Origin of the sequence: Methanobrevibacter sp. UBA188, from assembly GCF_905234905.1 — an archaeon.
Lineage (GTDB): Archaea > Methanobacteriota > Methanobacteria > Methanobacteriales > Methanobacteriaceae > Methanocatella.
The window spans coordinates 12,998-25,636 of sequence record NZ_CAJOJM010000005.1 but is presented as its reverse complement, the minus strand read 5'-3'; the positions used below and the strand labels follow the sequence as shown (position 1 = coordinate 25,636).

14 protein-coding genes are annotated in these 12,639 nt (G+C 34.2%); 8 read left to right on the top strand and 6 right to left on the bottom strand.

All coding sequences use genetic code 11. The annotated features are described in order from the left end of the window. The first annotated feature begins 29 nt into the window (after window positions 1-29). Complete coding sequence (locus QZ143_RS01895; RefSeq protein ID WP_342765204.1) at window positions 30-1,724, top strand: glycosyltransferase; 1,695 nt, start codon at window positions 30-32, stop codon at window positions 1,722-1,724. 35 nt (window positions 1,725-1,759) lie between these two features. On the opposite strand, the gene mmp11 is transcribed toward QZ143_RS01895, so the two are convergent. The 5 genes from mmp11 to hacA form a co-directional block, all read right to left on the bottom strand. Further along, window positions 1,760-2,698, bottom strand: a complete 939-nt coding sequence (gene mmp11, locus QZ143_RS01890) for a methanogenesis marker protein 11 (RefSeq protein WP_292880665.1) — start codon at window positions 2,696-2,698, stop codon at window positions 1,760-1,762. 7 nt (window positions 2,699-2,705) lie between these two features. Continuing rightward, window positions 2,706-3,122 carry a 6,7-dimethyl-8-ribityllumazine synthase gene (gene ribH / locus QZ143_RS01885; RefSeq protein ID WP_292609720.1) on the bottom strand — a complete coding sequence of 139 codons (417 nt, stop codon included), beginning with the start codon at window positions 3,120-3,122 and terminating at the stop codon, window positions 2,706-2,708. 138 nt (window positions 3,123-3,260) lie between these two features. Then, on the bottom strand, window positions 3,261-4,268 hold the full coding sequence (locus tag QZ143_RS01880; protein WP_292880663.1) for an isocitrate/isopropylmalate family dehydrogenase: 1,008 nt from the start codon (window positions 4,266-4,268) through the stop codon (window positions 3,261-3,263). Continuing rightward, the gene (locus tag QZ143_RS01875; protein WP_292880661.1) at window positions 4,243-4,722 is read right to left on the bottom strand and encodes a 3-isopropylmalate dehydratase small subunit; all 480 of its coding nucleotides are present in this window, start codon (window positions 4,720-4,722) and stop codon (window positions 4,243-4,245) included. Before QZ143_RS01875 ends, QZ143_RS01880 begins: the two co-directional genes overlap by 26 nt. A gap of 5 nt (window positions 4,723-4,727) precedes the next feature. Further along, the gene (gene hacA / locus QZ143_RS01870) at window positions 4,728-5,972 is read right to left on the bottom strand and encodes a homoaconitase large subunit (protein ID WP_292880659.1); all 1,245 of its coding nucleotides are present in this window, start codon (window positions 5,970-5,972) and stop codon (window positions 4,728-4,730) included. A gap of 97 nt (window positions 5,973-6,069) precedes the next feature. On the opposite strand from hacA, the gene QZ143_RS01865 reads away from it, so the two are divergent. After that, window positions 6,070-7,293 (top strand): DUF2264 domain-containing protein, encoded by a 1,224-nt coding sequence (locus tag QZ143_RS01865; RefSeq protein WP_292880656.1) that lies wholly within the window; start codon window positions 6,070-6,072, stop codon window positions 7,291-7,293. Here QZ143_RS01865 and QZ143_RS01860 read toward each other — a convergent pair. Further along, entirely contained in the window at window positions 7,290-8,531 is a 1,242-nt protein-coding gene (locus QZ143_RS01860; RefSeq protein WP_292880653.1) for a nucleotide sugar dehydrogenase, read from the bottom strand. The two genes, QZ143_RS01865 and QZ143_RS01860, sit on opposite strands and share 4 nt — an antisense overlap. A 75-nt stretch (window positions 8,532-8,606) precedes the next feature. On the opposite strand from QZ143_RS01860, the gene rfbD reads away from it, so the two are divergent. Genes rfbD through rfbB form a run of 6 tightly spaced genes read left to right on the top strand, consistent with a single transcriptional unit; the run spans window position 8,607 to window position 12,632 of the window. Beyond that, on the top strand, window positions 8,607-9,446 hold the full coding sequence (gene rfbD / locus QZ143_RS01855; RefSeq protein ID WP_292607799.1) for a dTDP-4-dehydrorhamnose reductase: 840 nt from the start codon (window positions 8,607-8,609) through the stop codon (window positions 9,444-9,446). Continuing rightward, a complete protein-coding gene (locus tag QZ143_RS01850; protein ID WP_292880650.1) occupies window positions 9,443-9,895 on the top strand; it encodes a ribonuclease domain-containing protein in 453 nt (150 codons plus the stop codon). The genes rfbD and QZ143_RS01850 overlap by 4 nt, the downstream gene beginning before the upstream one ends. A gap of 4 nt (window positions 9,896-9,899) precedes the next feature. Beyond that, window positions 9,900-10,133: a barstar family protein gene (locus QZ143_RS01845; protein WP_292607795.1), complete on the top strand. Its 234-nt coding sequence runs from the start codon at window positions 9,900-9,902 to the stop codon at window positions 10,131-10,133. Window positions 10,134-10,181: 48 nt separating this feature from the next. Next, the gene (rfbA, locus tag QZ143_RS01840; RefSeq protein WP_292607792.1) at window positions 10,182-11,054 is read left to right on the top strand and encodes a glucose-1-phosphate thymidylyltransferase RfbA; all 873 of its coding nucleotides are present in this window, start codon (window positions 10,182-10,184) and stop codon (window positions 11,052-11,054) included. Between the two features lies 1 nt (window position 11,055). Next, entirely contained in the window at window positions 11,056-11,613 is a 558-nt protein-coding gene (rfbC, locus tag QZ143_RS01835; protein WP_292607789.1) for a dTDP-4-dehydrorhamnose 3,5-epimerase, read from the top strand. 11 nt (window positions 11,614-11,624) lie between these two features. Then, the gene (gene rfbB / locus QZ143_RS01830) at window positions 11,625-12,632 is read left to right on the top strand and encodes a dTDP-glucose 4,6-dehydratase (RefSeq protein WP_292880647.1); all 1,008 of its coding nucleotides are present in this window, start codon (window positions 11,625-11,627) and stop codon (window positions 12,630-12,632) included. Window positions 12,633-12,639: the final 7 nt, after the last annotated feature.

The window sequence follows — 12,639 nt, the reverse complement described above, 5'->3', positions numbered from 1 at the left end:
ATAAATAATTAAACTTTCAGGTGAATTTATTGTATTGGTTTTTTGTAATTATTGCATTTTTGCTTGCTAGTATAAAAACTGAAAAACCTAAGAAATACCAAAAGGTTTCAGTAATTATTCCTGCATATAATGAGGAAGATACTGTAGCTAAAGTTGTAGAAGTAGTTAGAAACGTGTCGTTTGTTGATGAAATCATTGTTGTTAATGATGGTTCATCTGATAAGACCGAAGAGGAAGCTATTAAGGCTGGAGCTATAGTTATTAATCATGAAACCAATAAAGGTAAGGGTGAAGCTTTATACACTGGTTATAAGCAAGCTGAATGTGATGTTATTGCATTCATTGATGCGGATATTTATAACTTAACTTCCAAAAAAGTAGAATCAATGATTATGCCAATTTTGCTTGGAGATGCTGAGATTACTAAAACTAAATTTTCACGTGTTAGCGGACGTGTAACTGAACTTACGGCTAAACCGTTGCTCAATTTCTTTTTCCCTGAAATTTCTTTTGAACAACCATTGAGCGGTCAGTTTGCAGCACGTAAAAATACATTAAGAAAAATTAATTTTGAAAAGGATTACGGTGTGGATGTAGGTATTGTTATTGATGCTGATGTGCTTGGAATTTCTATCATGGAAATTGACATTGGTGAAATTGAACATGACATGTCTCCACTTTCAGATTTAAATCTGATGGCTAATGAAGTTGTTAGAACAATTATAAGTCGTGCTAATAAGTATGGTAGAGTTTTAATGATTGATGAAATTGGTTATTTCATCCGTATGTCTGTTGTGGGTCTGTCTTTAATTATTCTTGGTTTATTTACTCTATTCTTTGTAAAAATGGTTCCTCTTGCAATTGGGGTCATTATTTCTGTTGTAGGAATTATAATAGCAATCTATTACCTTATTAAAGTTATTGTAAAATCTATTGTAATATTTAGAAAAACTCCTGGATTTAGCTTATTAAAATCTTTTGTTAAAATTCACTTTCCTCTGATTATTTCAATAATTGTATTGCTGTTAATGATTTCAACATTTATTGGTGCAGCACACTTTGAGAATGGTGTATTGTCAATCGAACCGAATTCCAGAAATTTAATTATCTATGCTGACAATGCCCGTGCTGATAACTCCATATCTGTTAGAGGTCCATTTACTGTTGATGTAGCAATTGAAAATGAATCGGAACAAATACGTATGCCTTCAGAGGCAATGATGACATTGGGAATTAAAGTCAATGACACGATTCAAATTGGTGGGGCCGAGTATATAGTTAACGAATCAAGAGATGGTGATGATGATATTATCAGAATGCCTAATCAAGCTAGAAAGGTTTTAAACCTCGAACCAGGTTATATAATTCAAAATAGTCGTTTAAAAGAAGTATTCGATCAGTCTATTGTAAGCCAGGTCAGTAAAAGTAAAAATATTTCCTGCACTGAAAAGTTCATTATTTCCCAGAAAGACTATAACTCTTCTGATTTTGAAGTATTCTTGGGTAATGTTTCAATAACTAATTCATCTGGTGTATTTAGAGGCAATAGCTCTTATTCAATTGCTGTTGATGGTGATATTGTTGGTACAATAAATAAACCTAAAAATACTACCTTAAATTATGGTGATTCAGAAATTGAGATAGTCTTTAAGGATTCGCAATATTCATCTACAAAACAGTTTGTAAAATCCAATCAAGGCAATTTCTTTAATATTGATATTTAAAAAATAGTAAGAAATCTAAGAATTATTTTCTTAGATTATTTTTTTCCATAAGCTTTAACAGCTTCTTCTACATCGTTGTAAAGTCCAAGCGCAGCCAGTGCACCAACTTTTCCCTGTTCGCCGGTTACTGCAATCAAAGGAATACCCAATTCTTCAGCAGTTGCTTGTGCTGTTTCAACATCCATCATACCGGATTTTGTTGCAATAGAATATTCTCTTAATTTTTCAGGAATTTCAAGACCTTCTAAGATAGCTATGGCTGTTTTATCAGATAAAGTATCTCTTTTAAGAATTTCAATAACTCTGCTTATTAATTCTTCTTTTTTGGATTCTTCAACAGCAAATGTAAGAGCAATTGAAACACAATTTTGAGTTTTATGAGGATTGTGAGGGTATAATTGAACAATTATATGGTCAAGGTATTCATAACCTTCACTTGCAAGCTCAACACCCAAATTATGTGCCATTGTCCAAGTAGCTCCAGCATCTTTAGTATCAGTATCATCAACACCAATAACTACTTTTTGAAGTTTAGGGGTTACAACAGTAGCTCTTCCTACTTTTGAACCTCCTCCAATGTCAAGAAGCTCAATGTATTTAACACCTTCTCCCATTCCTCTACACATTCCAGCACCTACACCGGCACCTGCAAGCCCCGCATGTGTTACTTTAACTTCATCACCGTCAATAACAATTTCATCTATTCCTGCAGCATTAAAACTAGCTTTCAAATCAATAGGACTTGAACCCACATGGCATGAATACACATGTTTGTTTCCGTCACGATAAGCGGAATCGATTAATTTTGAGTTATTGCGGTACTGATTTAACAACCAATGGGATCCGGAAATGCATGGATGATATTCGATAAGTTCAACCTTATCGCCATCCACCATAGTTAAAACCTTTTCATATGGTGCAATCCATGGATCTGAAAATTTTTCCTTTAATTCATTTGGTTTGAGAATTTCCATCCAATCACTAGATTTCTTTTAATCTGTCACACATTTTAATGGCTGCTTCAACTGCACTTTTTGCGTTTTTAACACGTCTGTGTGCATCCATTCTTGTCATTCCAGGACCAGTAATTCCTAAAGCAACAGGTGTGTCATATTCTAATGCCAAATCAGCAATTTTACGTGACGCATGTTGTGCAACGATTTGATCGTGGTCAGTTGCGCCTTCAATAACAGCACCTAAGGTGATTATTGCATCGAATTCTCCTTTTTGTAATAATTTTTTTATTACAAGTGGCATGTCAAACACGCCTGGAACGGCTACAACTTTTGTAATTTCACAGTCTCTATTTTTAGCTTCAGCTTTAGCTAACTCTAACATCATTTGAGTAATATCGTAATTAAATTCTGCTACAACAGCAGCGATTTCATATTTTACCATTTTTTCATCTCCTTAACCGCTAAATAATAAAAGCATAAATCCAGCGACCCCACTTAATACCATAATGAATATAATAAAAAGTGCAGCCCATTGCATTTTAGTTAGTTTTCTCATATTTTTCTTATCTCCATTTTTTATTTATAAATTATTTTTTATAGCTTCGGCTACTTCCATAGTGCTTGATGAACCACCTAAATCTCTTGTTAGGATTTTTCCATCATTAAGTACTTTTAGGATAGCGGCATCAAATTTGTCCGCTTCCTCGTTTTCACCGATATATCTAAGCATCATAATTGCTGAAAGCATCATTGCTATTGGATTTGCCTTACCTTCACCTGCAATATCTGGAGCAGAACCATGAACAGGTTCAAATAAAGCACCATCTTCACCAATATTTGCTGATGGTATTACTCCTAGTCCTCCAACGAGTCCTGCGCCTTCATCGGATAAGATATCACCGAATAAGTTTGTAGTCACAATTACTTCAAAGCTTTGAGGTTGTGTTATAAGATACATTGCTGTTGCATCTACATAAAAGTCTTCGGTTTCAATCTCAGGATACCTTTCAGCCACTTCATAGAACACATCCTTGAATAATCCGTCACTTTTTTTAAGCACATTTGCTTTGTGAACTCCTGTGACTTTACTTTTATTATTTTCCTTAGCATAATTAAAAGCATAATCAATAATGCGTTCTTCTGCTTTTCTTGTAATAATACGTTTTGCAATAGCACCATCTTCAGTTAATTCTTCTTGATCTGCGATGTACAACCCTTCAGTATTTTCCCGCACAATCATGAAGTCAACATCATCAAATAATGCATTAGTATTAGGATAAGTTTTAACAGGCCTTAGATTTGCATACATTTTCATTTCTTGGCGTATTTTAACAATAACATCGGCAGCAGTTTCTCCTGCAGCACCAAATAAACATGCATCTGCATTTCTTATGATATCTAAGGTTTCTTCTGGAAGTGGATTTCCATTCTTTTGGCCACATTCATCTCCAGCTTCGCCATAAACATAATCGAAATCAATATCCAATTCGTCTAATACGAATAGTGTCGCTTCCATTACTTCTTTACCGATTCCATCTCCTGGAACAACGGCAATTTGATATTTATTTTTTGTTTTTGAGGTATTCAATTAATCCACCTTGTTCTAGTATTTCTAACATGAATGGAGGTAATTTTTTAAAGTTAATTGATTCTCCATTAGCGGAGGTTATGATTCCTTTTTCCATATCAACATCAATTTCTTCTCCATCATTTACAAGCTGTGTAATTCCGGGAGCTTCAAGAAGTGGAACTCCAACATTTGTAGCATTTCTATAAAATATTCTTGCAAAAGACTCTGCAATTACTGCAGATATTCCAACACCTTTAAGAGCAATAGGGGCATGTTCTCTTGAAGACCCACAACCGAAATTCCTTCCAGCTACTATAAAATCTCCTTTTTTACATTTTTCATTGAATTCTGCATCCAAACCTTCCATACAATGTTGGGATAATCTTTCCTCATCAGTATAAATTAAATATCTTCCCGGAAGAATTATGTCAGTGTCAATGTCATTTCCAAATTTCCATGCAGTTCCTTTCATAATAATCACTCTGGTGCCACGATTCTACCTTCAATTGCTGAAGCTGCAGCAACAGCAGCAGAAGATAAGTAAACTTTTCCATCAGGGGAACCTTGTCTACCTTTAAAGTTTCTGTTTGAAGTGGAGAGGCTTACTTCTCCAGGTCCAATAATTCCTGTGTGCCCTCCAAGACAAGGGCCGCAACATGGGGCTGATACAAGTGCACCTGCATCAACGAATATTTTTATCAAACCTTCTTCAAGGGCTTTTGAATAGATTTCTTTGGATGCTGGTATTACTAACATTCTAGTTCCATTAGCTATTTTATTTCCTTTAAGGATTTTAGCAGCATCCCTTAAATCATCAAGCCTACCATTAGTACAAGAACCTAAAAATACTTGGTCAATTTCTTGATCAACTTCACTAACCGCTTTTACATTGTCTACGTTGTGAGGACAAGCTACTTGAGGTTCTAAATCACTTACATCAATATCAATAATATTAAGAGAGGATGAATCCAAATCAGTTTTGAATACTTTATATGGCTTATTGGAACGTTTTTCAACATATGCAACGGTTTTTTTATCAGGTTCGACCAAACCAGTTTTACCGCCCATTTCAATTGCCATGTTACATAAAACCATCCTATCTGAAACGCTCATATCTGAAACTGTATCGCCTGCAAATTCACAGGCCTTATATGTTGAGCCATCAGCGCCAACTTGACCGATGATATTTAAAATTACATCTTTTGCATAAACATTTTCTTTTAATTCACCGGTAATATTGAACCTATTTGTTTCAGGTACCTTAAACCATAAATTACCTTCTGAAAATACCATGGCCATATCTGTAGAACCAATGCCTGTTGAAAATGCACCTAAAGCTCCATGAGTACAAGTATGTGAATCAGCACCTACAATAACTTCTCCAGGCACAACATGACCTAATTCCGGAAGAATTTGGTGACATACTCCAGCATATACATCGTAGAAATTTTCAATTTTTTGTTCTTTCACGAAATTTCTCATAATAATATGATTATTTGCTGAATCAATAGAATCTGCTGGAACTTGATGGTCAAATGGAATAACAATCTTTGAGGAATCCCATACTTTTTCAGTACCAATCTTTTCAAAGGATTCTACTGAAAGAGGTCCAGTTAAGTCGTGAGCCATTGCTACATCAATATTTGCTATAACAATATCTCCCGCTTCAACTTTATCTTTACAGGATGCTTTTGCTAATATTTTTTCAGACATTGTTGGCATATTTTCAACCTCTTAATAATGATAAATATTTTGTATTTATCAATATATAAACTCTTTTTTTATTATTAAAAATGTAATTTTCTAATATTTATATAATATGTTAAACAAAACTATCCATATGGGTATATTATTTAACAGACACAAAAAAGATGAAACTCATATTGAAGAGGAACCTTCAATTTGGGAAGATAGGATTTTTTGGGTTTCAACATTACAAAAAATAGTCCTTCCTGTTTTGGGTAATGTAGCAAAAAGCTCTCTTCGCAAAAAAATGCCTAACGAATCTGTTAGTGCTGATACTAAAAAATTTACATATCTTGAAGCTTTTGCACGTGTTTTTAATGGAATCGCTCCTTGGCTAGAATTGGGGCCTGACAGTTCAGAAGAAGGTCAAATTAGAGAAAAATATTTACGATTAACATTAAAAGCTATTATGAATGCTGTTAATCCAAACAATAATGATTATATCTTCTTTGTAGAACCTAAACAATCTTTAGTAGATTTGGCTTTATTCGCTCAAGGGTTACTCAGATCAAAAAATCAAGTTTGGCTTAATTTGCCAATGGATGTACAGGCTAAGATTATTCATGAACTTAAAAATTCAAGAGTAATTGCTCCATATGAAAATCATTGGTTATTATATACTGCTATAATTGAAGCTACACTTTTAGAATTTACTGGAGAATGTGATAAAGAACGTTTGTCTTACGGTATCCATAAATTCAGAGATGAATTTTATATGGGAGATGCTATTTATTCAGATGGCGAATCATTTGATTTAGATTATTACAATAGTATAATAATTCATCCAATGCTTAACGATATCTTATCCGTAATGAGAAAATACGGCATTTCAGATGGTGAATTTTTAGATATACAGTTAATGAGATCTTCAAGATTGGCTGCTCAACTCGAGAGGTTAATTTCACCTGAAGGTACATATCCTCTAGTTGGAAGCTCTTTAACATATCGTTGCGGTATTTTCCATTTATTATCTCAAGCAGCTTTACTTAAGATTTTGCCGAGAAATATTAATCCTGCTCAAGTCCGATCAGCTTTAACAAAAGTTTTAAAAAGACAATTTGGAGGCACTCAAAATTTTTCTTCTGAAGGCTGGCTGCTAATAGGATTAAATGGTTATCAAGCTGAATTGTCTGAAAAAGATATTAATTCAGGCAGTATTTATTTCTGCTGTGCAATATTTTTAGCTTTAGGTTTAGAATTAGAGGATGAGTTTTGGACAAATCCTGCCTGTGAATGGACTACTGTAAAAGCATGGAATGCTCAAGACGCTCCAAAAGATCAATCTATTAATTTTTAATTCAATTTGTATAAGTTCCCGTAATTATATAATTTAATTCCGTCTGGAACTTTACTTATTATATTTTTTGTATCAAATATTATAGGATTTTTCATATTTTTTGAAATTAGATTATAATTAGGGTTTTTGAATTCGTTGTGGTCACATAATATTAAGATTAAATCTGCATCTTTTGTTGCTTCATCAAAACTTACAAAATCATCATTTTTAATATGCGGATCATGTATGGCTATTTTGTATCCGTCTCTTTTTAATCTGGCAATAATTTCATATGCAGGACTTTCCCTGTCATCTCCAGTATTTCCCTTATATGAGACTCCAAATATTGCGATTTTACCGGAAGGTATGATTTTTTTGGTATATTCGCAAACGAATTCGGGCATTGAATTGTTTGTATCACGTGCCAATTTGATAATCTTTGCAGTTTCCGGAGCTTTTGCATAAATAAAATAAGGGTCAATGGCAAGGCAATGACCTCCCACACCAGGTCCTGGGGAGTGTAAATTCACTCTTGGATGTTTATTTGCCATTTTTATAACGTCTAATGCATTCACTCCAATTTCAGCACAAATTTTAGCAAGTTCATTGGCAAGAGCTATATTGACGTCTCTAAATGTATTTTCCATACATTTTGATAATTCAGCAGTTTTTGCTTCAGTCAACATCAAATATCCTTCAACAAACTGACCATATACTTCACGAGCTTTTTTAGCACATTGAGGTGTAATTCCACCAATTATTCTATCATTGTGAACTAATTCTTCTAAAATTTTACCTGGAAGTACTCTTTCAGGACAATGTGCGAGATATAAGTCTTCTCCAATTGTAAAACCTGCATTTTCAAAAATTGGTTTAATTGTTTCATCAGTTGACATAGGAGCTATTGTTGATTCAATAATGACAATGTTTCCTTTTTCCAAATATGGAAGTATTGATTCACATGCACTAACAACATAACTCAAGTCACAGCTGTAATTTTCAATGATGTAGGGTGTAGGTACTGTAATAATAAAAGCATCTGCTTTTTGAGGAGTTAGGGAAGCTGTATATACTTCATTTTTAACTGCGTTTTTAATTATGTCGGATATTCCCGGTTCTTCAATGTGCACGATTCCTTTGTTTAAATTATTCACTATTTCTTCATTGACATCCACTCCAACAACTTCGCAGTGGTGTCTTGTAAAAAGTGCGGCTGTTGGAAGACCGATATATCCTTGACCCATAATACATACTTTCATAAAATCTAACTCCCTTCTTTTTAAATATAAAGTATAATATATATCTTAACATATTAAAAGTTTTAAGTGGTTTATATGAAAATTTTGATTACAGGTTCAAATGGAATGTTAGGGCATGATTTGATTGATGTTTTAAAAGATAAGCATGAATTAATCCTTACAACTTCCAAATCATTAGATATTACTGATAAAGATAAGGTTATTGAGTTTATCAGTGAAAAAAATCCTGATGTCGTAATTAATTCGGCAGCCTATACTGATGTTGATGGCTGTGAAGAAAATCAGGATATCGCATATGCCGTTAATGGGGAAGGCGTTAGAAACTTGGCTTTGGGATGCAGTAAAATTGATTGCCCATTGGTGCATGTAAGTACAGATTATGTTTTTGATGGTACTGCAAGAGATCCAATCACTGAAGATGGTGAAATAGGTCCTATCAGTGTTTATGGTAAAAGTAAACTTATGGGAGAGGAAGCTATTCTGGATATTCTGGATAAATTTTTCATCATACGAACTGCATGGCTATATGGGATAAATGGAGGTAACTTCCCTAAAACAATGTTGGAATTAGCTAAAAATCATTCAGAAATCACTGTTGTTTATGATGAAGTGGGAACTCCAACATATACTCCTGATTTAGCTTATGGGATTTCACAATTAATTGAAACTGATTATTATGGAATTTATCATTTGACTAATTCTGGAAGCTGTTCCTGGTGTGAATTTGCAAGATATATCTTTGAGGTGGCTGATGCTGACGTTAAAGTCATCCCGGTTACAGCATCCGAGTTTGCAAGACCTGCTCCAAGGCCACATTACTCCGTATTGGAAAATAAAAAATGGGTTGATAATGGTTTTGAACCGCTTAGAGATTATAAGGAAGCTGCAAAAGAATATATTGAGTTGATTAGATGAATAAAAAGTTAGCATTGATTTTGGCATTAATTCTCACTTTATTTTTGATGGGATCTGTAAGTGCCGGCTTTTTTGATTTTTTAAATTTTGGAGGCGATTCTCATAGCAACAGCAATGTTGTTGAAGATGGCCAATACTGTACCGCTGATGAGGTAGCTGCATATATTAAGGAATTTCATAAGCTGCCAAGCAATTACATTACAAAAAGCGAGGCACGGAATTTAGGCTGGCAGGGAGGGCCACTTAAAAACTATGCTCCCGGCAAAAGCATTGGAGGAGATACCTTCACTAATCGTCAGCATGTTCTCCCCGACAGCGATTCAAAATATATTGAATGCGACATTAATGCAAATGGAACCAATAGGGGAGCAGAAAGAATAGTATACAATTCAGGAAATTATAAAGTTTATTATACTGCTGACCATTACAATACCTTTAAAGAAATATGATACTATGGAATTAGATGGCAAATTGATTAAAAAGGAAGGGCATGATTATTTAAAAGAGGCGTTGAATTTTCCGGATTATTATGGAAAGAATTTGGATGCATTATATGACTGTCTGTGTGAAATAGGCATTGAAACTCAAATTGTTTTAGTAAACAGCAGTGAAGTTTCAAAGGATGTGATTGATACATTTGTTGATGCCTCCGCTGAAAACGAGCTTTTGGATTTTAAGTGCGATTAATGAAATTTTTAAATCTTATTAAAATAAATAACAATATAAGTGATAATTATGAAAGGAATAATTCTAGCAGGAGGCTCTGGAACTCGTCTTTATCCGATTACCAAGGCGATTTCAAAACAGTTATTGCCTTTATATGATAAACCGATGATTTATTATCCTATTTCTGTTCTGATGCTTTCAGGAATTAAAGAGATATTAATTATTTCAACTCCTAGGGATTTACCGATGTATAAGGATTTGCTTGGTGATGGGAGTAGGTTAGGTATTAAATTTGAGTATGCAGTTCAGGAAAATCCTAATGGTCTTGCCGAAGCATTCATTATCGGTGAAGAATTCATCGGGGATGAAAATGTTGCACTTATCTTGGGAGACAATATATTTCATGGACACAGGTTCACAGAAATATTGAAAAGAGCAACTTCTCTGGAGGAAGGAGCCGTTATTTTCGGGTATTATACAAACAATCCCGAAGCTTTTGGTGTAGTTGAGTTTGATGAAGATTGGAATGTTTTATCAATTGAAGAAAAACCGGAACATCCTAAATCCAACTATATTGTACCTGGACTTTATTTTTATGATAATGATGTAATTGAAATAGCTAAAAATGTCAAACCTTCCCAAAGGGGTGAAGTTGAAATCACTTCTGTTAATGATGAATATCTTAAGCGTGGAAAGCTTAAGGTTGAGCTTCTTGGAAGGGGAATGGCTTGGCTTGATACTGGAACTCATGAAGGGCTTTTAGAGGCATCAAACTTCATTGAAACAGTTCAAAAAAGACAAGGTTTATACATAGCATGTTTGGAAGAAATTGCTTACCTAAAAGGTTATATTTCTGAAGAAACTTTATTAAAAACCGCTGAAGAACTTAAAAAAACTGATTATGGACAATATTTATTTAATTTAGCAAAAAGAGGAAAATAATATGGGAAAGTTTAAATTTACAGAAACAGGCATTGAGGGAATGTTTGTTGTGGAACCTACAGTTTTTGAAGATAATCGTGGATACTTTATGGAAACATACCAGGAAAATGATTTTAAAGAGGCAGGATACGATTTGAAATTCGTACAGGATAATCAGTCAAAATCCTCAAAAGGAGTTTTAAGAGGACTTCACCTACAGTTAAAATACCCTCAAGGCAAGTTGGTACGCGTAATTAAAGGAGAAGTATTTGATGTTGGTGTGGATTTGCGTGGAGACTCACCGACATACGGAAAATGGTATGGAGAAATACTGTCCGAAGAAAACAAAAAACAATTGTACATTCCACCTAAATTCGCACATGGTTTTGTAGTGCTTTCCGATGAAGCGGAATTCCAATATAAATGCACAGAATTCTACCATGGAGAAGATGAAAGCGGCATAAAATGGGACGATGAAGACATAGGAATAGACTGGCCATTAGATGGAATCGATGAAATAATACTATCAGATAAAGATAAGGAATGGAAATCATTCAAAGAATCTCAAATCAAATACTAACGTGATTTATTATGACAAATATTTTAGTTACAGGTGGAGCAGGGTTTATAGGAAGTAACTTCGTAAGATATATGGTCAACAAGTATCCTGAATACAATATAATTAATCTTGATGCGCTTACATACTGCGGAAACCTTGAAAATTTAAAAGACATTGAAAATGAGGATAACTATTCATTCGTTAAGGGAGATATCAGGGACAAATCTGTTGTGGATGATCTTGTAAAAAAATCAGACTATGTAATCAACTTTGCAGCGGAAAGCCATGTGGACAGAAGCATAACCGACCCGGAAATATTCATCAAATCAAATGTGCTGGGAACACAGGTACTGCTCAATGCGGCTAAAGAATATGGAGTTGAAAAGTACATTCAAATTTCAACCGATGAAGTATATGGAACATTAGGTAAAGAAGGATATTTCACCGAAACCACTCCATTACAACCAAACAGTCCATATTCCGCATCAAAAGCAGGTGGAGACTTAATTACAAGAGCATACTTCGAAACATTTGACCTGCCGATTAATATTACCCGCTGCTCAAACAATTATGGACCGTACCAATTCCCTGAAAAGCTAATACCTCTAATGATATCAAACGCTTTGGAAGATAAAAAATTGCCGGTTTACGGAGACGGAAAAAACATACGTGACTGGTTACATGTACACGACCACTGCACAGCAATTGATCTGGTATTGCACGAAGGAAAACTTGGAGAAGTCTACAATATTGGTGGAAACAACGAAAAAGAAAATATCTACATAGTAAAACTTATATTGAAAGAACTTGGCAAGGATGAATCGTTAATAGAGTTTGTTACTGATAGATTAGGGCATGATAGACGATATGCAATTGATTCATCTAAAATACAAAAAGAACTTGGATGGAGTCCATATTACACCTTTGAAACAGGTATAAAAGAGACAATTCAATGGTATTTGGATAATCTTGATTGGATTGAACAAGTTAAAAGTGGAGAATATCAGGAATATTACAATAAGATGTATTCCAATAGGTAAATTTACT

Coding starts and splice junctions, on each gene's coding strand:
- QZ143_RS01865 (WP_292880656.1), top strand. CDS start 6,070: ATGTTAAACAAAACTATCCATATGGGTATATTATTTAACAGACACAAA.
- QZ143_RS01850 (WP_292880650.1), top strand. CDS start 9,443: ATGAATAAAAAGTTAGCATTGATTTTGGCATTAATTCTCACTTTATTT.
- rfbD (WP_292607799.1), top strand. CDS start 8,607: ATGAAAATTTTGATTACAGGTTCAAATGGAATGTTAGGGCATGATTTG.
- QZ143_RS01875 (WP_292880661.1), bottom strand. CDS start 4,722: ATGAAAGGAACTGCATGGAAATTTGGAAATGACATTGACACTGACATA.
- ribH (WP_292609720.1), bottom strand. CDS start 3,122: ATGGTAAAATATGAAATCGCTGCTGTTGTAGCAGAATTTAATTACGAT.
- hacA (WP_292880659.1), bottom strand. CDS start 5,972: ATGCCAACAATGTCTGAAAAAATATTAGCAAAAGCATCCTGTAAAGAT.
- rfbC (WP_292607789.1), top strand. CDS start 11,056: ATGGGAAAGTTTAAATTTACAGAAACAGGCATTGAGGGAATGTTTGTT.
- rfbA (WP_292607792.1), top strand. CDS start 10,182: ATGAAAGGAATAATTCTAGCAGGAGGCTCTGGAACTCGTCTTTATCCG.
- QZ143_RS01845 (WP_292607795.1), top strand. CDS start 9,900: ATGGAATTAGATGGCAAATTGATTAAAAAGGAAGGGCATGATTATTTA.
- QZ143_RS01860 (WP_292880653.1), bottom strand. CDS start 8,531: ATGAAAGTATGTATTATGGGTCAAGGATATATCGGTCTTCCAACAGCC.
- rfbB (WP_292880647.1), top strand. CDS start 11,625: ATGACAAATATTTTAGTTACAGGTGGAGCAGGGTTTATAGGAAGTAAC.
- mmp11 (WP_292880665.1), bottom strand. CDS start 2,698: ATGGAAATTCTCAAACCAAATGAATTAAAGGAAAAATTTTCAGATCCA.